This window comes from Clostridium sp. CF012 (assembly GCF_018861755.1).
In the GTDB taxonomy this organism is placed as follows: domain Bacteria; phylum Bacillota; class Clostridia; order Clostridiales; family Clostridiaceae; genus Clostridium_AD.
Genome location: NZ_JAHLEF010000009.1, coordinates 36,276 through 61,562 on the forward strand (window position 1 = coordinate 36,276; position 25,287 = coordinate 61,562).

18 protein-coding genes and 2 pseudogenes are annotated in these 25,287 nt (G+C 32.0%); 5 read left to right on the top strand and 15 right to left on the bottom strand.

Annotated elements, in window-relative coordinates:
- Positions 1 to 171: 171 nt before the first annotated feature.
- Positions 172 to 612, top strand: coding sequence for a DUF3888 domain-containing protein (locus KPL50_RS10625; RefSeq protein ID WP_216298445.1), 441 nt, complete (start codon positions 172 to 174; stop codon positions 610 to 612).
- A gap of 394 nt (positions 613 to 1,006) precedes the next feature.
- Here KPL50_RS10625 and KPL50_RS10630 read toward each other — a convergent pair whose 3' ends face one another.
- From KPL50_RS10630 to KPL50_RS10660, 8 genes and pseudogenes are all read right to left on the bottom strand, one after another.
- Positions 1,007 to 1,588, bottom strand: coding sequence for a GNAT family N-acetyltransferase (locus KPL50_RS10630; protein ID WP_253200564.1), 582 nt, complete (start codon positions 1,586 to 1,588; stop codon positions 1,007 to 1,009).
- Between the two features lie 355 nt (positions 1,589 to 1,943).
- Complete coding sequence (locus tag KPL50_RS10635; protein ID WP_216298446.1) at positions 1,944 to 2,870, bottom strand: MerR family transcriptional regulator; 927 nt, start codon at positions 2,868 to 2,870, stop codon at positions 1,944 to 1,946.
- Between the two features lie 569 nt (positions 2,871 to 3,439).
- Positions 3,440 to 4,039, bottom strand: coding sequence for a recombinase family protein (locus KPL50_RS10640; protein WP_216298447.1), 600 nt, complete (start codon positions 4,037 to 4,039; stop codon positions 3,440 to 3,442).
- Positions 4,040 to 4,886: 847 nt separating this feature from the next.
- On the bottom strand, positions 4,887 to 5,552 hold the full coding sequence (locus tag KPL50_RS10645; RefSeq protein ID WP_216298448.1) for a hypothetical protein: 666 nt from the start codon (positions 5,550 to 5,552) through the stop codon (positions 4,887 to 4,889).
- 674 nt (positions 5,553 to 6,226) lie between these two features.
- Positions 6,227 to 6,517: pseudogene (locus KPL50_RS27880) on the bottom strand (Ltp family lipoprotein); the annotation flags it as partial.
- A gap of 453 nt (positions 6,518 to 6,970) precedes the next feature.
- Positions 6,971 to 7,162: pseudogene (locus tag KPL50_RS27000) on the bottom strand (recombinase family protein); the annotation flags it as partial.
- 199 nt (positions 7,163 to 7,361) lie between these two features.
- Complete coding sequence (locus tag KPL50_RS10655; RefSeq protein ID WP_216298449.1) at positions 7,362 to 7,775, bottom strand: hypothetical protein; 414 nt, start codon at positions 7,773 to 7,775, stop codon at positions 7,362 to 7,364.
- Between the two features lie 111 nt (positions 7,776 to 7,886).
- Complete coding sequence (locus KPL50_RS10660) at positions 7,887 to 10,877, bottom strand: DEAD/DEAH box helicase (protein WP_216298450.1); 2,991 nt, start codon at positions 10,875 to 10,877, stop codon at positions 7,887 to 7,889.
- A 427-nt stretch (positions 10,878 to 11,304) separates the two neighbouring features.
- On the opposite strand from KPL50_RS10660, the gene KPL50_RS27455 reads away from it, so the two are divergent.
- Positions 11,305 to 12,279: a 3D domain-containing protein gene (locus KPL50_RS27455; RefSeq protein WP_216298451.1), complete on the top strand. Its 975-nt coding sequence runs from the start codon at positions 11,305 to 11,307 to the stop codon at positions 12,277 to 12,279.
- Between the two features lie 100 nt (positions 12,280 to 12,379).
- Here KPL50_RS27455 and larA read toward each other — a convergent pair whose 3' ends face one another.
- From larA to KPL50_RS10695, 6 genes are all read right to left on the bottom strand, one after another.
- Positions 12,380 to 13,654, bottom strand: coding sequence for a nickel-dependent lactate racemase (gene larA, locus KPL50_RS10670; RefSeq protein ID WP_216298452.1), 1,275 nt, complete (start codon positions 13,652 to 13,654; stop codon positions 12,380 to 12,382).
- Between the two features lie 12 nt (positions 13,655 to 13,666).
- Positions 13,667 to 15,190, bottom strand: coding sequence for an L-lactate permease (locus KPL50_RS10675; protein WP_216298453.1), 1,524 nt, complete (start codon positions 15,188 to 15,190; stop codon positions 13,667 to 13,669).
- Positions 15,191 to 15,301: 111 nt separating this feature from the next.
- A complete protein-coding gene (locus KPL50_RS10680) occupies positions 15,302 to 16,699 on the bottom strand; it encodes an FAD-binding oxidoreductase (protein ID WP_216298454.1) in 1,398 nt (465 codons plus the stop codon).
- An 83-nt stretch (positions 16,700 to 16,782) separates the two neighbouring features.
- On the bottom strand, positions 16,783 to 17,991 hold the full coding sequence (locus KPL50_RS10685; RefSeq protein ID WP_216298455.1) for an electron transfer flavoprotein subunit alpha: 1,209 nt from the start codon (positions 17,989 to 17,991) through the stop codon (positions 16,783 to 16,785).
- A 17-nt stretch (positions 17,992 to 18,008) separates the two neighbouring features.
- Positions 18,009 to 18,797, bottom strand: coding sequence for an electron transfer flavoprotein subunit beta/FixA family protein (locus KPL50_RS10690; protein ID WP_216298456.1), 789 nt, complete (start codon positions 18,795 to 18,797; stop codon positions 18,009 to 18,011).
- 219 nt (positions 18,798 to 19,016) lie between these two features.
- Positions 19,017 to 19,715 carry a FadR/GntR family transcriptional regulator gene (locus KPL50_RS10695; RefSeq protein WP_216298457.1) on the bottom strand — a complete coding sequence of 233 codons (699 nt, stop codon included), beginning with the start codon at positions 19,713 to 19,715 and terminating at the stop codon, positions 19,017 to 19,019.
- Positions 19,716 to 20,259: 544 nt separating this feature from the next.
- Here KPL50_RS10695 and KPL50_RS27460 point away from each other — a divergent pair.
- From KPL50_RS27460 to KPL50_RS10710, 3 genes are all read left to right on the top strand, one after another.
- On the top strand, positions 20,260 to 21,186 hold the full coding sequence (locus KPL50_RS27460; RefSeq protein WP_216298458.1) for a 3D domain-containing protein: 927 nt from the start codon (positions 20,260 to 20,262) through the stop codon (positions 21,184 to 21,186).
- A 179-nt stretch (positions 21,187 to 21,365) separates the two neighbouring features.
- Complete coding sequence (locus KPL50_RS10705; protein ID WP_216298459.1) at positions 21,366 to 22,259, top strand: ABC transporter ATP-binding protein; 894 nt, start codon at positions 21,366 to 21,368, stop codon at positions 22,257 to 22,259.
- The gene (locus KPL50_RS10710; RefSeq protein WP_216298460.1) at positions 22,259 to 23,521 is read left to right on the top strand and encodes an ABC transporter permease; all 1,263 of its coding nucleotides are present in this window, start codon (positions 22,259 to 22,261) and stop codon (positions 23,519 to 23,521) included. The genes KPL50_RS10705 and KPL50_RS10710 overlap by 1 nt, the downstream gene beginning before the upstream one ends.
- A 174-nt stretch (positions 23,522 to 23,695) precedes the next feature.
- Here KPL50_RS10710 and KPL50_RS10715 read toward each other — a convergent pair whose 3' ends face one another.
- The gene (locus tag KPL50_RS10715; protein WP_216298461.1) at positions 23,696 to 25,036 is read right to left on the bottom strand and encodes a nucleobase:cation symporter-2 family protein; all 1,341 of its coding nucleotides are present in this window, start codon (positions 25,034 to 25,036) and stop codon (positions 23,696 to 23,698) included.
- Positions 25,037 to 25,287: the final 251 nt, after the last annotated feature.

Consider the following 25,287-nt stretch of genomic DNA (forward strand, 5'->3'; position numbering starts at 1 on the left):
AGCTTCTGTGATAGCGCCTCAAAGAATCAGATTATACGGTACAGCCGACATATCTAATAAAACTTAGCCACAAGATGAAATTGATATCCTACAAATTATCCTACTTTGACGTAATAATAATTGCTCAAAAGGTAAAACTAACATAAATAGAATTGAGGAGGTTGATTGAAATTGAAAAAATTTATATCTATTAGAATTAGAATTACTATATTTGCATTGATATTAACATTAATAGTAATTGCACCACCAACAAATGCACTTGCTAAACCAATATACGCTACTAATGGTTTCGAGACTTCTACTCATTCAAAAGAAGAGTTGTACCAAGATATCTACAATACACTTCTTTCTCCATACATTCAAAATGCTATAGACGCATATTATAAAAAAACTGTGTCCTTTGACTTATTCGGAATTAAAACTCTACAAATCACAAGACCTCAAGGGTATCGTACATTTGGATTTATAATAAAATTACAATTATTGCCATTCGTTGGAGCACATAATAGTATTGGAATGGATAATATTACATTTGAAATATCGCCTGGAGAAGTAAATCTGATAAAGTTTGAACATATTAAGGACTTCCCTATACCTCAGTACCTCCAATAGACTGATAAGTAAGCATACCTTTTTATAGTAGTTCAAAACCTATAAATTATTATAGATAAATTTAGATAATTATATGAATTTGCCTATAATAGTTGCAGTGTTAAAAATAGCAGAGTCAAAATTCACAAAAATGTGATAGGACAAATACTTGATTTTGTCTTATCATTGGGAAATACTCCTGTCAGCTTTCTATAAGCTTCTAAAATAATATCTCAATTAATTAGATTTAGCCGACATATCTAATAAAAATTAACCACATAATGGAATTGGTATCCATCATGTGGCTTTTCTTATTTTGATAGAAATATTGGGGTTAGACACTGTTTGAAACACTGCCATATATAATAGACTTGGTAGTTGTCATCTTTAGTAGTTACGACGACATATAAGAATATTATGACTTAGCTAAGGTATATTTTGACTTCAATAATGATAGTATTGTTAAATCTTTAAATACCCCTTTATAATGTTCATACTCACTCAAGATACCTTCCTCACTAAATCCTATTCTATGTAATAATTGAATTGAGTTTTTATTGTTAGGTTCAACTAATGCTTGTATCCTATTCAATGACATATTGTTAAATCCAAAACCAATTATTGCTTGTAGAGCTTCTTTCATTAATCCTTGTCCCCAATACTCCTTGGACATTTCATACCCTATATCTGTACGGAGTGATTGTATATCTATGCTCTGATATCCACATGTACCAATTAATTTATCTGTATTCTTTAGATGTATTCCCCATCTAATTCCTTTCTTATTTTTAAATCTCCTACAAAAAAGTTGTATTAAGTTATTTGCTTCTTCCAGAGTCTTTAATGGTTCAATATCATAGTATTTCAAAACCTCTTCATCTGAAAATATTTCAAATAGATAGTTACAATCTTTCACGGATATTTCTTTAAGTATTAATCTTTTGGTCTCGATTTGTGGAAAGTCATCGCAAATTATTTCAGTAGGCATTTTTTTCATACACTTCCTTTTGTAAATTTTATTTGTAGGACACAATAGTTTACAGTTGCGACACCTTAAATTACAGATGCGCACTATCACTTTTTTAGTAACGGCACATAAACTTCCTATAAAATATTCTTTCTGCTAACGTCTCGTATGACCGACGTGGCAGAGGCTTAGGTAGCTCTTACCTTAGCCTCTGCCATGTGGCGTAGCCCTTGCGGTCATATATTGTTATAGGATGTGGCAAGCATTTTTTATCTTCTAAGACAAGGGAATTTCTAAATTTAATTCTTACATTTGAAAATTACTTTTAAAAAATATCCATACCCTCTTTATAGTGACCTATGCTTCATATATGAATTATTATGGACTATTTTTTACAAACAGGTTCCAGCAGGTTCAAATAAAAGTCTTTTCCCTGGCTTTTATCTTCACCACTACGAATGAGCTCCTCCAGACATGGGCGACTTTCATCAACAGCATATTCATTACTTTCTTTCAACAATCGCATTAATATTTGCCAAGAATCATATACTTCGTTTGTGCTATTTAGCGATGCATATAAACCGCCTGGCAATCTTTTTTCCTCAAGATGTTCGGGTAATATAACTTGCTCTGGCACACTAACGCAAGCGGACCATCCGTATTCCGAACTGCCCGGGCTATATTCAGTTGTGTTAAAGCCGAAAATGTTAGCAGTACCCATTAAGTTTTCTGCTTCTGCCCATCCCAACACTTTTTCGAGTGCTTCATCCTCTGGCGAAGCGCTTATCACATTACATACTGCCACTCTCATTGCGGGTAAAATAACAATTCGTAATGCTCCTGAAGTAATTGTGTCGTTTGTCATAATAATTTCCTCCCATTGTTTTATCATATTTTTTGTGGAAATGAGTTGAAATGCCAGTATTTTTTCCATTTTCACAAGGTATTCGGAAGCATTAGATAACGGTTGCATGGAATTTAAAACTGAAAGATATTTACCAAGTAAATCTTTTCGTTGAAGAATTACAATATTTTCTTCATTAAGTTTGGCAATTTGTTTTTTTATAATCTTCGCTGCTATTTGAGGGTCTGCACTATCAAGTATGACTTTCACTGATTTTATAGGAATATCCAGTTCTCTCAACAGTAGTACAAGACGTATACGTTGTAACGCTTCATCGTTGTATATACGCCAACCAGATTGTGGGTCACGCTGACTATGAAAAAGTTCCTTTTCTTCCCAGTGACGAAGCGTGCGGCTCGTCATTCCAAGCTGCTCTGACACCTGGTGAATTGGTTCAAAATGGCTCATTCAAACACCTCCTTTTCAATATATGAGTTTCCCCATAGGAAAATAATATCATTTGACACTACGTCAATTGCAATAGAATTTTTTTTGCCATGAAGATACTAAATATTAGTTGCATTATATTTTTTATAATTGCAATTTACGTTATAAAATTAAGAACGGAGGCTCCAAAGAGTAGCCCCGACATTGCCATTTCCTATAACTCTTGTCACCCCGACACAAATGTCTGGCTATTCATAAAATATAGATGTATTCCCGACATTGATGTCGTGTATTATAACTCTTGCTGATTTAATAACCTTATTTTTATTTATAAGATCGACATATTCACAGCTATTATTTAACTGAGAAATATCTTTATAAAACAGGATTATAGACATTAGTTACATAACATTTTACAATCAATGCCACTAAATTTATATCTATACTCATTTCAACACAAAACTTCCTTTTTCCTGCAACATTTGTAAATTTAGTTAAAAATAAAGCATAAAGTTAGATTTCTCTAACCTCATGCTTAAATTATTTACTGTAAGCTATTACTTACTTGTAATTTCTCTTTATAACACGACCTATCTATCTTCATACTCTTTTACTCTTCGATAAAATGTAGCTTTAGTCATGTTCATCATATGGGTAGCTTCAACCCCTTTAATTTTCCCATCTTTCCATTGTTTATATATACTTTCAAAATTTTCACTATTAACTTCTAATTTAGGTCTACCAAACTTTATACCTTTATTTTTAGCAATTGCAATACCTTCCTTTTGACGCTGTTTAATATTCTCTCTTTCTTGATGTGCTACAAATGATAATACCTGTAATACTAAATCACTAATGAATGTACCTAGGATATCTTTATGTTTGGTAGTATCTAATAGCTCCATGTCTAATATTTTAATATCAGCACCTATAGTTTTAGTAATATCATTCCATTCTTTCATTATATCCTCATAACTACGACCAAATCTATCAAGTGATTTAATTATAAGTAAATCTCCTTTTTCTAATCCTTTTTTCATATATTTATAACCTATTCTATCAAAATCTTTACCGCTCTGTTTATCAGTATATATAAATTTATCCTCTATGCCTAACTTCTTAATTTCATCTAATTGCCTATCTAAATTTTGGTCTTTTGAACTTACTCTTAAATATGCTACAGTTTTCATAGTATCAATCCTTCCTTTAATATCATTTTGATACGTTAATTATATAATTTACGTATCATATAGTCAACACACTTTAGAAACGTTCCAAAGATATAATATCAACTTATTGATACTATTAAAGCCGTTGATATAAGGTAATGACAATACTGTTCCATTAAGTATACATTATGATACTCATTTTATCCTTGGACAACTTGACCGTCAATATGTAACCAAGGGTAACATTCAAACCCATCTTAGTTTATGATATGATTTATCATATCAGCAATTTCCATGGTGCATTCTTTAGTCATTCTCATCATCTCCTTTACGTGTAAATTTAATAACCCTTCACTTCTTAAGCCGAAAAATAAAGGATAGCATCAAAGTGAAATTTTGGTTCCATTGCTACACATACCCGCACCAACAATTCGGAAATGTTGACGCTACCCCTAATATATATACCAAAACCAAGACTCCTCATTTACAAAATATAACTATTCTCACTCCTAGTTGATTTATTTGGCATAATTTATATCTTTACTTATATTTTAAAATTGATTATAATAAAAATTAATTAAATATATATAAGTTGGAGGTATGAACTACATGAAAACTCTTGCAAGAATGTTCCTAATTCTTGCTATGGTTGTGATCTTGATGGTTGTATTTACTATACCAGTTAGATAATAAACTGTAGCCGATTCATATTGGGGTTTAACCCAATATGAATCGACTATTAAACAATAATAATACAAAATAATTTATGAAAACAAAAACTCTAAGTATAATAGATATACATAGAGTTTTGTTTTTGTCTTAGAATTACTTTAATTTTAAACATAAAAAAGAGCCAAATGGCTCTAACTTATTTTTCCCCAATTTTTGATATCACTCTTTGTAACTGATCTACAAGCCTTTGATCATTGGATGTATCTCTAATAATCCTACTCCATTCATCATCCGTATACTTATTTGTACACTTTGCTATTATATCTTTTATTACTACTGAATTTTCCTTCATTCTTGGATTTGAATAAAAATATTTATCAATACTATTAATATTTTTATTTAAAATTGTTTCAATTTGTTTTGACGTTTCTTCTTTGGCTTCATTTATTTCTTTGGATATTGCTTCTTTTAGCACTAATTTTTCTGGTGTATTATCGCCTAATGTAATTTTAGAAATTTTATCTTCTAATTTATTAAAGCCTGATAAGGTTAATTCTTGTATACTTTGGAAATCTATATTACTAATTTTAAAATCTAAACCTATTATTTTTTCATTCATAGCAGAAAGCATATTTCTTGTTTCGCTATTCAATATATTTGAAGTAGATTCTTGTTTTATAGACATCCCAATAGCAACAAAAGCTAATGCAATTGATATTCCACTTGCCATAAATGTAAATATGTTTATCAAATCTATTTTATTAGAAAATCTAACAGCACATACTAAAATAACAATTCCTGTTAAAATTGCTATTATCCAATATAAATCTCTATTGGTTAACTTTAATTTATCTTTATCCAAACACATCACCTCGGTCATTAAATTCTACAAAGGCACTCATTATCCTTCTTTATACTAATAATATTTTCTTAGTATAGTTAAGTCGGTTTTGTTGGCGGGACCCTATATGGGGTCTCGCCAAATAAACACATTCCATTGGTATGTTATATTCTTTAGCCTTTACCTCGGATATAAAAGTATGTCTGCATATAATCGCCTCTTTATACTTTTTATATTAAAGTATTCGTTTGAAATCGATATATTAAATGAACTAATTATATTATATCCACCACCATATAATCCCACTTTGAAGGCTATTAGTTCGCGTTCGTCTGCGGTATACTCCAAACAAACTATATTTTGATATACTCATCAAAAAAAAATTATTTTTGTTCTTGTTAAGCATTAAGTACTAAAGCCGTTCTAAGCAATCCGATTACGACATTGACTATTCCAGAAGTCTAGTATATATAAATCCAATGCAAATATGATTTATATTAATAACAATTATATCTTATTTTCTGCCAATACTATATATTTAACAATATTGTGATACAAATAAAAAAGGACCCTTTAATAAATGAATATTAAAAGTGTCCTTGATTTTATAAATCATATTTATTTATAGTTAAATTTAACTGAAATCTAAATAATACTTGTTTAAGTTAGCTTTTTTATATTTGTAAGGCAATATATTACTCCAGATTATCTATAGCATACTGTGCTTCTTCTACTGTAAATTTCTCACCATGTTCTGATATCAATTGGTCATAAATTCCACTTGGAGACATTGCCATGTCTTTTTGATATGTGTTTGCTTTTTTCAATGCATTTTCTTTCCAATCAGCTTTTATATTATCTATAGCATATTGACCAGCTTCTTTTGAAAACTTCTCTCCATACTCTGATGTTAACTGGTCATATACTCCAGCCTTAGACATACTCATAGTATCGCTATATGTATTTGCTTTTTTTAATGCAGACTTATATTCTGTTGGAACATTTTCTTTTGTTTTTTCTTCTATTACAGGCGGTGCAGTTGTTTCTTCTACTATTGTCTCTGCTGCTACTTCTGTTGTTAAAGGTTCTACTGCAGTTGGTGTTACAGTTTCTGTCGGTAATGAAACCATTACTACGAATATTACGAAACTTGATGCAGCAGTTATTGCCCATTTTTTAACCTTTTTCTTTCTAATTAAACAAACTACCAAACCGATTATTGCTACCACTGTAACTAATAAACTTCCAAATCCGAAAAATGCTTCCATAAAAATGTTTCCCCTTTTAATTTAGATTATTTTTGAATAAATTGATTTGCTATTTCTAATATCATGCTATAGGATGTTTTATTATATTTTTCATGATTATTCCCCTCCAATTAATACAATCATATCAATTATATCAATTAATTAAAAGATATATCTATTTTACTCTTTATGCTTACGTCCTTTGTACTTACCTGCCGTTACTGCAATTTCTATGCCTTCCATCTGTCTATCCTTTAGGTAGTCACGTTCAAGCTGTGCAACTACTCAAAATACTGTGAGCATGAATACTCCTGTAGGTGTAGTTGTGTTTATAGCTTCCTTTAATGATATAAATATAATACCCTTACTATTTAATTGTTCTATATCTTTGGCATAATAAAACTCCTAAATAGTTTAATATTTAAGAGTTTTATTATGATATATTACTTAAAAATGAAAAATAACACTGTAAATATTTTTGAAAATATATTTGCCACCCGAAAATAATTAAGAGTGGCATATAGACCAATTCAAAGGATTCGTTACTTGTAAAACCTAGTTATTTCAACGTTAGTCTGCAATTTTACTCCACTTGCGTTATAAGTTTCTTCATAACATCCCTTAATTTAACTTCGTAAAGATCCTCAGGAGCTATAATTATAATTAATTTTATGGCATTATCTGATTTATCCCATTTATAAGATTTAATATCCATAATAGCTCCCTCTGGAACATATTCTTCAATGTCCATTGCAATTTCTTCTGCCAGTGATAGATATTCCTCAAATAATTCATCTTCTGTCAATTCATTTAAATCAACTTCTTCTTCCATTAAGTCATTTAAGGTATCTATCCCTACACTTAAATTAAAAGCTATTGTATCCTCTCTTTTTGTACCTTTGCTCATGTCTTTAAGCACTTTAAACTCTGTGTTTTTCTCAATTATATTTTTTATATCCTCACTACCTACTATTTCACTGTTAAATTCTACGTACATTTTTTATTCCTCCTAATAATATCTAGTGCCACCCACGTGGCAAGTGGCATCTTATTATATTATACTGTTTAATTTCTAGAAATCAATTTACTTATAGCTTACGGTGCTGCCTTAAAACCTGAAAAGCTCCAGCAACTCTTCCCTTGTAAGCTTCCCTAGAACATGACTATTGGTAAGTTCCCCCGTAATTACACTGTCGATTAAATCTTTTTTATTTTCTTGAAGTAGAATGATTTTTTCTTCTATAGTTCCCTTAGCAACTAACTTAATTACTTCTACTACATTTCTTTGACCAATTCTATGCGCTCTATCTGTTGCTTGATCCTCTACTGCTGGATTCCACCAAGGATCAAAATGAATAACTAGATTTGCAGAGGCCAAATTTAGGCCTGTTCCTCCTGCCTTTAGTGATATTAAAAATACTAATGTGTCGCAACTGCTATTAAATTCATCTACCAATTTTATTCTATCCTGAGGTTTTGTTTTTCCATCTAAATAAAGGTAGGGGATTCCTTTTCTCTTTAAGTTCTCTCCTATATTTTTAAGTGCAGAGGTGAATTGAGAAAACAATAGCACTTTGCCCTGTGAATCAATATGTTTCTCAATAAGCTCCGTTGCAACTTTTAGTTTTCCACTTCCACCTTTGTACTCCTCTATTACAAGTGAAGGGTCTAAGCAAATTTGTCTAAGCCTTGTTAAATAAGAAAAAACTTCTATTTTACCCTCACTGTTATTTTTCATTTTCTCCCTGACAGCTTTAATATAAGCTTTGTATACAGCCTTTTGAGCTGTTGTCATCTCAACTAGAAATTTCTTTTCTATTTTATCCGGCAATTCTTTCATTACTTCATTTTTTGTTCTTCTTAAAAGAAAAGGCTTAATTAATAGTTTAAGTTCTTCTAAATCACCAACACGTCCCATGGTGAATTTTGATTCAAAAATTTCTTTGGTATATAAATAATCTGGCATTATAAAATCAAAGATAGACCAGAGTTCAGTTAAATTATTCTCCATAGGAGTTCCTGTTAACGCAAATCTAACCTTGGCTTTAACTTCTTTAATCACTTTTGTGTTTTGTGTTAAATAATTTTTTATGTTTTGGGCTTCATCTATAATACAGCAATCGAATATAATATCCTCATATTGCTGTATATCAATTCTTAACGTTCCATAAGTTGTTAATATTACATCATAATCCTGTAAATTATGAATTAATCTATGTCTTTCATTTTTTTCTCCATGTACAATGCCAACCTTTAAACTAGGCGCAAATTTTTCTAGTTCCGCCTTCCAATTATAAATAAGGGAGGTGGGGCTAATAATAATAGATTTTTTATTTTCCTGGGATAAAAGGAAAGCTATGGCTTGAATAGTTTTACCAAGGCCCATTTCATCCGCGAGTATCCCACCAAAACCTAATTCGCCTAAGCTTTTAAGCCATTTAAAACCCTCTATTTGATATTCTCTAAGTGTAGCTTTTAAATTCAATGGTATATTTATGTCCATGTTATTTATATTTAAAAAAGTTTTTTCTATGTTCTTTAACACTTCAATCCCTTTTATAAATTGAAGATTCTTGTTTTTTGTTTTTTCATTTAAATATAGTGCCTTATTTTTTTCTATTTCTATTAGCCCATCTTTTATTTTTTCCTTTGTATTCAATGCAATTACTAAATCAAAAAAATCCTTGACTCCCGCATCTTCAAAATCCAGAAAATTATTATTTACAGTTTTGTAGAATCTATTGTTTTGCTTAAATGATGTGAGAACGCTATTTAATTCCCTATTTTCAATGTCATGAATAGAATAGGAAAAATCATAGTTACCTTCCGTTTCTTGGATCTTAGCTTCAATATAGCTTGAATCAAATATTCTTCTGTGTTTAAGCCCTTTACCAAAAGTTACATTTCCTAGGCAATGTAGATTATCTTCACTTTTACTTAAAATATCAAATAATTCCTCATCTCCACCTATAAACAGTAGCCTCTCATTTCTTTTTATGAACCTATATTTCTCTAGTTCCATAAGGATTTTACCCTCTTTTTTATAGTCACGTGTAATTATATCTACACTTTTCTCTTCCTTTAATATGTTAATTTTCTCATTTCCATAAATAATTTTTATATCGCAATAAATATCATTGTCTATGTCATATATATGAAACTCTGGCTTTATAAAATTTGCTGCATAGGCTTTTACCTCTTCACTAATATTAATATCACTTGTAATACTCCTTAAGAAGGATGTAAGTTTGTTATAATTCTCTATATCCTTTCGGTATAGAATCTCCCCATTTGTTTTTAACTTGTCACATAAAAGCATATATCTGCCCACTTGATTTCTTGATGGTAGATAAAGCTTCCAATTAAATAAATATACATCATTCTTATCATTTAAAGACACTGGAAACTGTTTATGGGTTGTTACAACAAAATGTTCCTTTCTAATCTTTAATGTAAAGGTTAATGGTAAATCCAACTGCATTATTGGAGCTTCAAATTCAAAGCTATCATAGTTGAACTTGATTTTCCCACCCTTTACCTTTGATAAAAAAGCCCTTAAGTCCACAGGTTCAATCCTTGTTTTTTCCTTGCCTATCGTATGTTGTGCTTCATAGTACGTAGGTCCTTTTGAAACTTTACGAACTAATCTTATAAAACTATTTGTACCTTTATTATCTTCTTTGTGCTTTTCTGCTTCTTGATTTAATTCTAGTTTTTGATTTTTTTCTATTTTTTGGTTTACACCGTTATTTTGATTTTTCTCGGAATTGCTTGTTGCAGCCCTGCCAAAAAAACTATATGCTGTAGCAGTTAAATGGCTACACATAAATAAATAACCCGTAGTGGAACTTTCTTTGAAATCCTCACAAGTACATCTTACGCCCTCTAATTTTTTCTTTAATAAGTCTATTCTTATATGGGTGTTTAATTCACCTGTCTTAGTAGAGTTTCTGACGCATCCATAAATGTTATATATGTTATCAATTTTCTTCCCTTTAATCTTACTAACTAACCCACTATTAAAAGCTTTTTCGCCTTCATTTCTCATTAAAATAGAAGATGACTTAAATACTATATTCTCTAATTCTTTTAACTTCAAAAAATCACCTCCATAATTAGTGTTAGGTAGCTTTGAAAAAGTAACTAATTCTTCAAGTTCCTAAGTAATTAAACTTATTTTATCAGCTTATTTTTGTTGCCATTATTAAGATGGCAAGTAAAAATAATATAACTCCCAAAATAATTGAACCATATGAGCTGGACTTTTACAAGTGATAATAAGTATCAATTCACCCTGTCACTGAAAAATGTGGTATACTACTACTAAAATAAATCACCATGCATACGTATCTGAATACCCTATAGTTCATTCATTTTTTGAAATTATTCTTAAATATTATATATTTTAATATAATCTATTTAAGAATCCTACATAATTATTTTATTGAAATTTATAATAGGAGATGATCATTATTGCTAAATTTATAAAAGTTAAACCAAGGAAAATTGTAATTTTATTTATCCTAGTGGCCATAATTACAACCACAACTGCTTTCATGTCCATAGCAAGAAAAAACATTACCGTGGTGGTAGATGGAAAGCAAATTAAATTAGTAACTTACCAAAAAACTGTTGAAACTGCTTTAAGAAAAGCAAAAATACATATAGCAGTAAAAGATAAGATTGATAAAGTTTTAAATTCAAAAGTAGTTAACAATGATGTTATAACTATTAATCATGCTATAAATCTTAAAGTCTTTGTAGACAATAAAGAACTTAATATAGCATCTGCAGAAAAAGATATTGCATTAATGTTAAATACAGAAAAAATAAATTTAGGTTCTAATGATATGGTTTACCCTTCAATAGAAAATAAGTTATCTAAAGACATGAATATTATCATAACTAGAGTCAAAACAGAAACAGTACAAGAAAAAAAGCCTATTGACTTTAAAACAGTTATAAAAAATGATAAGGATACATTAAAGTCTCAAAGCAAAGTTTTGCAAAATGGGATAAACGGTGAAAAAAGTATTACTTTAGATGTTACTTATAAGAATGGGAAAGAAGTAAATAGAAAAGTTATTAAGGAAATGGTAGTTAAAGAACCTCAACATAAAATTATAGCTCAGGGCACAATGCCCGCCAGGACCCTTTCAAGGGGAGCATCTTCAAAAGCTCTCAATATACGTGCTACAGCAACCTCTGAAAAGACACTTAATGTAAAGGCAACTGCATACTGGGCAGTTGATGGAATAAATGATACATATACGTTCTCTGGAAGAAAGGCTGTAAGAAATTCAAGCGGCTATAGTACCATAGCTGTAGATCCTAATGTAATTCCACTAGGAACAAAATTATATGTTGAAGGTTACGGAAATGCTATCGCAGCTGATAAAGGGTCTGGAGTTAAAGGAAATTTTATAGATGTATTTTTCAATACACGTGAAGAGGCTCTTCATTGGGGCGTTAAATATTTAAAGGTAAGAATATTAGATTAAATTTTGAAAATGGGCTGTCTCAAAATAGAAATTAATTTCTATTTTGAGACAGCCCATTTTACTTGCAAGTTGCCACTTGCCACGTGGGTGGCACCTTTTTTTATTTTACAACAACTGAAACTCCATCTGGTATTACTGTTATTTTTGCATTTTCCCCTTTGATTTCAAAGGCCATTTGGAGCGCCTTTTCAAAGGTAGCTGCATGTTTCATATGCATTTTTACTATCATTTCCGGGTCACACATATCTGTAACAAGAATCACAGTATGGGTGTCCAGTATGCGGGCAAGAATTTGAAATTCCCATTGATCTGGCACTGTATCATTTCTTCCTACCTTGAGCACCCTACCTAGAACTTCCCGTGGGCTGCTTGCATTTGCTAAATTGTCATAAAAGGACTGACCGCCATGTCCATCATTACAAGCCGATACCATGATTATAACTCCGCCATCTTTGCTAGTTGCTTCTCCTGCAGTCATACCTTTTACAGATTGGTATATGTTCTGGTCAAGAGGATATCCTCCATTAGTTGATATAACAATATCTGCTTTAACAGCTTTAACAGCTGCAAGCTCCATAACAAATTTGCATCCTTCTTGGTGGGCAAGTTCGCTATCTCCTGCGAATGCGTTTATAACCTTCTTGTTACTGTCAATAACAACATTTAATATGAAAGCCAGTTTTGCCTGTTTTGCAGCATAAATCATATCCCTATGAATTGGGTTATTTTCAATAACTCCTGAACGCGCGTACTCGCTTGCTATAAATTCTGAGCAATGGTTTGCCATAACTGTCTTTGCTGATGCAACTCCTGGAAGTACACTCTTTCGTCCTCCAGAAAATCCTGCAAAGAAGTGTGGCTCTATAAAGCCTTCTGAAATTAAAAGTTCTGCCTCCATTGCTATCTTATTAAGCCATAGTTCTCCACCAGAGGGAAGCGTTCCAACGCGAACAACGCTGCTATAATCCTCTGATACATGATTTATTATCACTTCATTATCTACAATTTCAGCTCCAAACTTATCAATCATTTCTTCCCTTGTAGTAGGTCTATGGAAACCAGTGGCAATTAATATTGTTATAACGATATCAGGGTTTACACTTCTAATTCTTTTAAGAAGTATTGGAAGTGTTACTTTACTTGGTACAGGTCTTGTGTGGTCACTAGTTATTAATACTAAGTTTTTCACACCTTTAACTAGCCCTTCTAATTTTTCACTTCCAATAGGATTATCAAGTGCTTTATTTACAATTTCTTGCTGAGTTTGTTCAACTTTATAAGCATGAGCTTTTGATTCTAATATTGCTACCAAATTATTATCTGGTACATCAATTTCCAAAAACTGTTTTGAATATGGTATTTTTATTTTAGTCATTTATATTCCTCCCTACATTGTAAAAAATTTTGCTCCGAAGTACGTAATTAATCCTAATATTGCTACATATGCAAGGCAGAATTTCAAAGTTGCCTTTAATATCTTACCCTCTGCTCCTACAATTCCAGTGGCTGCTGTAGCAACTGCAATACTTTGTGGAGAGATCATTTTACCAGCAGTGGCTCCACCGGTATTAGCAGCTGCTAACCAATAAGGACTCATATGTAAGTTATTTGCAACTTCAACTTGCAGCGGTCCGAACAACACGTTAGCAGAGGTATCACTGCCAGTCACAAAGGTTCCTAGTGCCCCTATAATTGGTGCAAATAACGGATAAAAGCTTCCTGTTGCTGCAACTAACACCACAGCAATAGATGTTATCATCCCACTATAACTCATTACCTTCGCAAGAGACACTATAGCAAGTATTGTTATTGCAGATTTAGTCATTTGCCTGCAAGTATCCGTAAATACTTTTACTATCTCGCGAGCCTTAGCTCCCTGAATAAGTCCACCAATAAATGTGGCAAGGATTATAAGTGTTCCAGGATTAGCAATCCATACAAAGCTACTAATTTTTGCATGGGGACCATTGTATATTTGAATAGAAGTTTTTATGGCTGATAATGGTTTATTTATAGCTGGAACCAAAGTACTTGTGATTAATATAAAAGCGAGGATTAAAATAAATGGTACCCAGGCCAATAACCCCTGTTTTATAGTTATAAGAACTTTTTCTTTGGATGCAGTTTTTTTATAGAATATTTTAGCTATTGCAACTGTTACAATAATACATACTAATGAACCAATTAGCGCCGGAAGTTCTGCACCCAAATATTTTGCTACTAGAAGTTCTGGTATTGCAAAAGCTAGACCTGACGCGAGAGAAATAAGCACAACTCCCTTTATTGCCTTTACACTTTTACCTGTTAGCATTACTAAGACTAATGGTAAAATTACAATTAATACAAATAATTGTAATGCCACTGCATAGCTTAATATAATCGGATCAATTGATGCAACTTTTGCCAATGTTGTTACAGGGAGTCCAATTGCTCCAAAAGCGGTTGGTGTAGTATTTGCTATAAGACATATTATTGCTGCAAATACTGGATTAAAGCCAAGTGCGGCTAAAATACTAGCAGGTATAGCAACCGCTGTACCAAATCCTGCAATAGCTTCAAGAAAACCACCAAAACCCCAAGCGACAATTAAAACTAGTATTCTTCTATCTGTTGTAATTCCTGTCATCATGTCCTTTATTACATCCATGCTTTTTGTATGCATAGAAAGGTTATAGGTGAACACTGCTGCAATTATTACAACTATTATTGGCCATAATGCCATAGCTGCGCCCTCAAGTGTTGCTGTAAGCGCTTGACTAATTGGCATCTTCCAAACTAATATTGCAAGTACTATTGTAAGCACAAGGGTAATTAAACAGGTTTTATGCCCTGGCATTTTTAAAACTCCGAGTGACACCATAAGCCATACAATGGGGATAAGTGCTATGAAAAATAATAAATAATTGTTCATTTCTTATTACCTCCTTTGTTTAGTAATATCAGTAGCAATATTGAAATGGGTTACATAAAGTTATTATTATATCGCCAACCTCTTTAAAAGACATTGACGATATAAGTTGGTTTATTTACAAATTTTCCCTGGATTTAATATATTTTTAGGATCAAAAGCCAATTTTATATTTTTCATAAGTCCTACATATACGGGTCCATATTGCTCTAGCATATATGATTTCTTAGCAAAACCAATTCCATGTTCTCCAGATACTAAGCCTTCTAGTTCTCTGGACTTACTATACATTGCTTCAAATACTACTTCAATCTTCTTTTCCCAGGCTTTATCTGATAGCTCATCCTTTAAAACATACACATGTAAATTACCATCACCTGCATGACCAAAGCTTCTTATTCTTACATCAAACTCCTTTTGAAGTTCATTTGTATACTTAATGAACTCAGCAACTTTGTTTCTTGGAACCACAACGTCACATTCATCCATATCAGTGGTTGTTGCCTTAACAGCTTCAAGGAAAGCTCCTCTTGCAGACCAAACAGCTTCTTTTCTTTCATCTGTGTCAGTTATAAATACATCAAGAGCACCTTCTTCAAGGCAAATATTAGCTACGCTTTCATAAGCTTTTTCTATTTCTTCTACGCTATTACCATCAAAAGTTAATAAAAGATATGCATCTGAGGAATTATCGGGGAATTTTTTTCCTAGAAATTCTTCAGCAGCAAGAATAACTTCTCTTTGCATAAATTCTATAGCAGTTGGTGCAGATTTTGATTTAACTATCTTTGGAACTGTACCTATTGCCAAATCAAGATTTGGAAAAGGTACTAACAGTGATATAGCTTTCTTAGGTAGTGGTATAAGTTTTAGTATAGCTTTTGTAACAATTCCTAGTGTTCCTTCAGATCCACAGATTAAGTCTTTTATACTGTAACCAGAAGAATTCTTAACTACTTTTCCTCCAATATTAAGTATTTCTCCATTTGGAAGCACTACCTCAAGTCCTCTTATGTAATCTCTAGTAACTCCATACTTAACAGCTCTCATTCCACCTGCATTGGTATTTATGTTACCAGCAATTGTAGCTGATTTTTCTCCTGGATCTGGTGGATAAAATAAATCAAACTCTTCAACATATTTACTTATTTCCATTAAAAGTACACCTGGTTCAAGGGTTAATGTTAAGTTTTCTTCATCAATTTCAAGTATCTTGTTCATTTTAGACATATTCATCATAATTCCACCGTAAATTGGAACTGATGCTCCAACAAGTCCCGTTCCTGAGCCTCTCGCTACAACCGGAATCATGTTTTCATATGCATATTTCATAATCTTTGAAACTTCCTGCGTGGAAAGAACTTCAACTAATACGTCTGGCATTTTGCTTATTCCACCCATTTCATCGTGGCTGAAATCATCATTTATTGCATCACCTATAAACACTCTATCTTTATCTAATATTGAAACTAAAAACTCTATATCCTTAGTATCAAGTTTTTTATAATCCATAAAAGTTACCTCCTCGGTTCATATGTTATTGTTAACACTAACTTACTTATTATCTTTACTCAACATTAAATCATCCTGTAATATTAACGTACACAATACTCTGCCCCTGAGTTCTTAATGTTTTCGATTAATTGAGGAACTATTTCATAAATATCTCCTACTATTCCATAATGAGCAACATTAAATATGGAAGCATTTTCATCACTATTTACTGCAAATATTCGTTCTGAGCTATTCATTCCAGCTGTAAACTGAACTGCACCTGAAATTCCAAGAGCTATTATTAGCTTTGGTTTAACTGTTCTACCCGAAAGACCAATTTGTTTTTTAGCATTAATCCATCCGGCTTCAATTGTTGGTCTTGTCCCTGCTATTTGAGCACCAAGAAGTTCTGCAAGTTCCTCAATCATAGCCATGTCCTTTTCTGACTTTAATGCCCTACCAACTGCAACAATTACCTCTGCATCTGAAATATTATCTTCTGCTTCTTTTTTTGTAATCTTTAACACTTCAATTTTTGAAGCCAATTTTTCTATATCTATATCACAAATCGTAATTTTACCTTTTGGGGCGCATAGCTTTTCTGGAGCATTCATAACCTTATATCTTACTGTTGACATCTGAGGCCTAGTATTCGGGCAAAGAATTTGCGCCATTATATTACCACCAAAAGCTGGTCTTATCTGCACAAGGTCAGTATTTTCTTTCATTTCAAGCATTGTACAATCAGCTGTGAGTCCTGTTCTAAATCTTGCTGCTACTCTTGGAGCAAGAGATCTACCAATAGTTGTAGCACCAACCAGTAAAGATGATGGCTTTACCTTATTAACAAAATCTTCAAAAGCAGCAGTATAAGGTTCTATCCTAAAATCCTTCAACTCTTCGAAATCGTATACAAATACTTCATCCACTCCATAATAAAGCAATTCTTTGGCTTTTTCCTTTATATTAGAACCAATAAATACACAATATACTGGAAAATTAACTACTGCGGCAAGCTCTCTAGCTTTTCCGATTAGCTCCATTGTTACAGGATGTATATCACCTTCTACATGGTCCACATATACTCCTATACCCTTCCATAAGCTCTTATCAACTTTCACTTCTTCTGTTTCAACAAATTCCATTACTCCTGTAGGACCTTTTTTAACGCAAATTTTACACATTTTACAGCCTGCATTTACTTCAATTTTTCCTTTGTTGTATTCAATTGCACCAAAAGGGCAAACCTTTATTAATTCTTCAACATTTGACTCATTTACTTTCTCCTGATTACAAATTAATTTACTCATGAAAATTCCACCCTTCTTTATACAAATTTTAATTCTTTAAGTTTTGCAGCTATTTTAAGACTAAGCTGTGCACCGTTGCCTGTCCACGTTTCTCTATCATTGTTTACAGATGGAGGAAATATTCGCTCAACCTGCGTTGGTGAACCATTAAGTCCATATCTTTTTTCATTCTTATCTTCAAAATCATTTAATGTTATCATTTTTATTTCTCTATCTTTTGTAGCTAATTTTTTCCTGTAAGATGGAAGTCTTGGCTGATATATATCTTTATCTACAGTTAAAAGACAAGGAAATTGAACTTCTGCTACCTCAACAGTATTTGCCATATCCATTTCTACAATAACTGATTTATCTTTTATTTCTATTATTTTCAAAACGTTTGCAATGTGTGGAATACCAAGATATTCAGCCATTTCTGGTCCCACTTGAGCAGTATCACCGTCTGTAGTTTGCTTTCCACATAATATAAGATCAAAAGTACCCATTTTTTTTACACCTTGAGAAATCGTATAAGCTGTAGCAAGAACATCCGCCCCTGCAAACTTTCTATCAGATATTAATGCGCCCTCATCTGCGCCCATCATATATGCTTCCCTAATTACATCCTTTGCTTGTGGTGGTCCCATAGTTATAACCTTAATTAATCCACCTTGCTGCTCCTTAATTTTAAGTGCAGTTTCTAATGCATATAAATCATAAGGATTCATTTTTGAATCCACACCATCTCTTTTTAAAACACCTGTAACTGGATCTACTTCAACTTTTGAAGTTCCTGGAACTTGTTTGATACAAACTAAAATTTCCATATATTTTCCTCCAATCATTCTTATAGAAAATGCAAAATCTCATTTCTGGTAGTATGGTCTGACCACCTTCAAATCATAATAGCACACTATTTTAAATATTTCTATAATAGTTAAATAGTTAACGATAAGATTTATTTTATTCAAAAAAAAGCTAAAGATGAAAGGAATATTAACCACTTCCTTCACCTTTAGCTTTGTATAAAACTATATCTTTCCGGACTATTTTTCCCTTTGCATATACGTATTTGCAAAATCTAGATGTTCCCTCATTGCTTTTCGCGCAGCTGCAGAACTATGTTTTTCCATAGCTAAATATACCTCGTGGTGCTGTGAAAAAAGTATTTCTTTATTTCCCGGCTCTGCTAATATCAATTTTCTTGCATCTACAATAAAATGATCTACAAGAGTGGAAACTGTTTTTAGAATGTTAAATATTAAAACATTGCCTGAGCATTCTGCAATCTTATAATGAAATTGTTTATCAATTTCAGCGTTAATGATTTCATCCCCATAATTCATGAATTCTTTAGTAATATCCTTTAATTCCTTTAGTTGCTGAGTAGTTATCCTCTTGGATGCAAGACCTGCAGCCTCCACCTCCATAATTTTTCTTAGCTCCCAGATTGCGTCTGGATCGCTTCCTTCTAACATAAACATAATTGATAGCGGTTCAAATAAGTTATCTTGAAAACTTGTTTTTATGTAATTTCCTTCTCCTTGTCTGCAATCTATAAGCCCAATAACTTCTAATGCTCTAAGAGCCTCGCGAATGGAGGCTCTACTTACCATTAATTGTTCGACTAACTTCCTCTCAGAAGGAAGCTTATCGCCCTTTTTAAGTGTACCTTTATCAATCATATCTTTTATTTGAATTATTACCTGTTCGTAAACTTTTGTGTTCTTTATAGGACTAAACATATTGTTCCTCCTGTCTACTATTCAAAATCTATACATTATATACACTATAACATAATATTTACAATTTGAAATCGCGTTAAATAAAACACAATGATGGTTTGGTGCCATCCACGTGGCAAGTGGCATCTTTTCATCAATAAAAAAATTGTTGGTTAATATTTTTTATAAGTGTATTAAATTTTATATCTTTTCATGAATTGTACCATACTTTTTTTAACATAGCATAATATTTCTACTCAGAATGGCTTAGTTACTGAGTTTTTATAATTCTGTTTAATATAAGTAAAGAAAAAATAATAATTCCCATGTACTCCCAACTATGCTATACTACTATTACAATAAATTACCATAAATATAATGGTATAGGCTTACATGAAACACCAACCCCTCATGCATCTCTTCAGATTATTCTTAAACATCATATATTAAAAACTGCTGCGCTTTAGCCTGACCACATAAATAATTATACCCAAATTTATAATAGGAGATGATTATTATCGTTAAATTTATAAAATATAAACGAGGAAATATCGTAATTAATTTTATGCTGGTGACAATAATTTCAGCTTTAACTATTTTTGTGTGTTTCATAAAAGAAGATAGTACGGTAGTTGTAGCCGGTAAACAAATTGAACCAGTAACTATACAAAAGACTTTTAGTGGCACATTAGCTAGTGCTAAAATAAATGTAGACGAAAATGATACCGTTGATAAATCTTTAAATGATGTTATAACTGTAGATCTTAAAGTCTTGGTAGATGGTAAAGTTCTTAGTATAAAATCTACTAAAAAAACCATTGCCCTAATGTTAATATCAGAAAAAATAACTCTAAGTGCTACGGATAAGGTCTCACCATCAATAGAAACTGAGTTATCAAGCGGTATGGAAGTTACCGTAACAAGGGTTAAAATAGCAACAATAAAAGAAACAAAACCTATTCCTTTTAATACAGTTATTAAAAATGATAATAATACACTTAAATCTAAAAGTAGGGTTTCACAAGTGGGAAAGCCAGGCGAAAAAAGTGTTACTACAAATGTGACTTATGAGAATGGTAAAGCAGTAACTAGCAACGTTATCAAAGAAACGGTAATTAAAGCACCACAAAGTAAAATTATAGTTCAAGGTACTTTAAAAGCCATATCCTTCTCAAGAGGAGGCACTATAGACCCTTCTACAAAGATTATTAATGTAAAGGCCACTGCTTATTGCCCAATTAAAGGAGCAACTAATACTTATACAGCCTCTGGAAAAAAGGCTGTTCGGGATCCCTTTGGGTATAGTACAATAGCTGTTGACCCTAATGTCATTCCTATGGGAACAAGATTATATGTTGAAGGCTACGGATATGCAATAGCTGCGGATAAAGGTTCTGCAGTAAAAGGAAAATATATAGATGTATTTTTTAATACACTTAACGAAGCCCTTGATTGGGGTGTTAAAAATATAAAAGTACAAATAATAAATTAAATTATATAACATAATAAGAACTGCTACAGAGACTATCTCTATGGCAGTTCTTATTATGTTATGCCACTTAACACAAGGGTGGTAGATAGTATGTTATAATATGGACATGTTGAAAATAAGCAGGCATAACTTTTAATAACAGTTATGTATACATAAGGCATTCAAAAGGGGGTAATAATATGGCATTAGACGTATCAAATCTAGTAAAAAATTTCGGAGAAAAAATTGCAGTAGACAACATTTCTTTTAAAATTGAAAAGCCAGGTGTATTTGGTTTACTTGGCACAAATGGTGCAGGAAAAACCACTACCATAAGAATGATTTTGGGAATTCTTGAAAAGGATAGTGGAATCATTCAGTGGAATGGAAGTCCTGTTACACGAGAAACCGTAAAATTCGGATATCTACCAGAGGAAAGAGGCCTATATCCTAAGGCTAAGATAGTAGAGCAACTCTCATATTTCGGAAAACTTCGGGGCATGGATAGAGTGTCAGTAAAAAAAGCAATAAGCTATTGGTTTGATAGACTTAAGGTATCTGAATACTCCAACTCTACAGCTGAACAGCTATCCAAAGGCAATCAGCAAAAAATTCAATTAATAACAGCACTTTTACATGATCCTGAATTAATTATTCTAGACGAACCTCTAAGTGGACTTGACCCAGTTAATACTGATTTATTTAAAAGTGTAATTTATGAATTAGTTGAAAAGGGTAAATATATAGTAATGTCTAGTCATCAAATGCAGTCTGTGGAAGAATATTGCGAGGACCTTATAATATTAAAAGATGGACAAACGATTCTCAATGGCAACTTAAAGAAAATAAAGGCTGGTTATGGAAGGACGAATCTTACTGTGAACTGTCAAGAGGAAATTGATGCTCTTATAAAAGAGCAAAACATAAATGTTATATCAAAAACCGCTTCCGGGTACGAGTTTAAAATTAAGTCTGATGAAGAAGCCTATAGTCTTCTTGAAAAAATCATAGCATCAAAAATAAGGCTTGATAAATTTGAAATTCGTGAACCCTCTCTTCATGAAATATTTATTGAAAAGGTTGGTGAGCAATAATGAAAGAATTCTTTACTGTTTTAGGCTATACCTTTAAGGAAAACTTAAGAAAAAAATCCTTTATTATTTCAACTGTAATTACACTTATTTTAACAATTGTAATAGTCAGCTTACCAGCAATAATAAAGAATTTTGATAATAGCGATAAAAATAATACAGAGCAAGGTACAACTACAATCCAAAACAAAAAAGGAGTTGTGCTTGTCGTTGATTCAAAAGGTATTCTAAAGGGAGATTTAAATAAACTAGGTAAAGTTTTTTCAAACTATGAATTTAAATCTGAACCTTCTGATAATATTGATACACTTAAAAATAAAGTTAAAAATGAAGAGAATAATGCACTTATAGTTCTAGATGAGAAAAATGGCGTGCCAACTTTTGATTATATAATCAAACAATCTGGCAGCGGCCTTGCCCCCTCTGAAATTAGTCGCGTTATTAAAAGTGTTTTTGTAAGCAACTTACTTACGGCTTCTAATGTATCTGATAACGTATCTAAAATGGTGCAAAGTGAAATTTCCTTTAATGTAAACGAACTAGGAAAAGGCAAAATGAACAGCTATATTTCAAGTATTGTTGTAAGTATGCTATTATTCTTTTCGATTTATTTTTATGGGTATGGAGTAGCTATGTCTGTAGCTTCTGAAAAGACTTCAAGGGTAATGGAACTTCTTGTAACTTCAACGAAACCATCAAAAATAATTCTTGGTAAAAGTGCTGCTATGGGCATACTTGGTCTAATTCAATTAGCCATGGTAGTATTTACTGGTGCACTAACCTATAAATTAACTTTTCCTGAGAATTTTGCAATAGCAGGTCAAGCGCTTAACTTTTCGAGCTTCACCCCTTTTAGCCTTGTAATGATTATTGTATACTTTATATTTGGTTATTCTCTATATGCTATGATGAATGCTGTAGCTGGTGCTACGGTTAGTAAGGCAGAAGATGTTAATTCATCTATTATGCCTATTAGTATGATATCTATGGTGGCTTTCTATATGGGATATTTTTCACTGGCAGTGCCAAATGGAAACGTAGCAATCCTATCATCAATAATTCCATTTTCCGCACCTTTTTCTATGCCTTCTAGAATTTTAGCTACAGAAGTTCCTATTTGGCAAATTATAGCCTCCCTGTTTTCTTTGGTAATAACAATTGTTTTTATAGCTTGGATATCCATAAAAATATATTCCTCTGCTATACTTCATTACGGCAAACGTTTAAAACTTAAAGATTTAGTGAAAATGTCAAACAAGCAATAAACTTTTAAGGGGACAGTTAATAATTATAAAAATTATTGACTGTCCCCTATTCTTTATTTATATTCTTTATTTATATTCTTTATTTATATTCTTTATTTAAAACCTACAACTTACCGATTTTCACGTGGGCGGCACATTGTTCTTACTATTATCACAATAGTAATGCATTAAAAACTAAAGAGTATGATTGTTAGGAATCGGTGCATTATTTTCTGATACCATAATTTCTTTATAATTAAAGAATATGTTACCAAATATTGCAACTATACTTCCAGCAACAATTCCATCTTCAAGTACAAATTTAAGGGCATAAGGAAGTTGATCAAAGAGTCCAGGTGAAACTTTAGAGCTAATACCGATTCCTACAGCTAAAGCAATAGTTAACATATTACCTGTCTTTGTAAGGTCTACTGTTGATAATATTCTAATACCTGATACTGCTACCATACCAAACATAGCCAAAGTAGCTCCACCAAGTACAGCGTGCGGGATAATTGTTGCAAGTGCAGCAATCTTTGGGATAATTCCAAGACATATTAGAATTATACCTGAGCACACTGTAACATAACGGCTCTTAATACCTGATAATGCAACAAGTCCAACGTTTTGAGAAAAAGTAGTATAAGGGAAGGAATTGAAAACTCCACCTAAAATCTGCGCTATTCCCTCTCCTCTAAGTCCACTTACTATTTCGCTATTTTCTACTTTTTTACCACAAATATTTGAAACACCTATAAAAACTCCAACAGCTTCAATCATAAGTATTAGTGATATAAGACACATTGTGAATATTGGTCCAAGTTCAAATTTAGGAAGTCCAAAATAAAAGGGAGTGACAACTCTAAACCATCCCGCACTCGAAACGGCACTCATATCAACCATACCCATAAAGGAAGCTAGTATTGTACCAAAAACTAAACCTAGTAATACTGAAGTGGCTTGCATAAATCCTTTGAAATATCTATTAAGAATACAAATAAATATTACTACTATACCTGCAAGAATAAGATTCTTAGGATTGCCATGAGTTGGACCATAACCGCCTGCGGCATCATTTAGTGCAACAGGTATAAGTGATAAACCAACAATCATGATTACAGTACCAGTAACAAGCGAAGGAAAAAACTTAAGAAGTTTACCAAAGAAAAATGAAATCAATACAACAAAAATACCTGCACAAATAACCGCACCATAAATAACAGGTAATCCACTTGCTTTTCCAATAGTAATCATGGGAGCAACCGATACAAATGAACATCCCATAATTACTGGAAGCTTAACACCGATATGTTTCCCAAATCCTAATGATTGAATTAAAGTGGCAATACCACATGTAAATAGATCTGCTGCTACTAGATAACCTATTTGCTGAGGAGTTAAACCAATAGCTGTTCCCACTATAATAGGAACCGCCAATGCTCCTGCATACATTGCAAGGACATGTTGAAGGCCTAATGGTAATAATGTTTTTATAGGTAACTTTTCATTGATTAGGTCAGGCTGATTAAGATTCATAATAATTCCTCCTAAATTTCACATTTATATTTAGAGTTTTTACCTCATAAATATCTCATTCATATAATTAAAAACGCAAAAAAGTCAGTACAAATAACATCACTGTTTTTGTACTGACCTATTAAAGCCTAACATTTTATGCTTTCTTTAATTCTTGTCAGATATATAATTAGGTTAATTCTGGTTCGGCATTAATTTCCAAACCAGCATACTACTTTTTTCAGATAATTCATAATATTTAGTATATCATA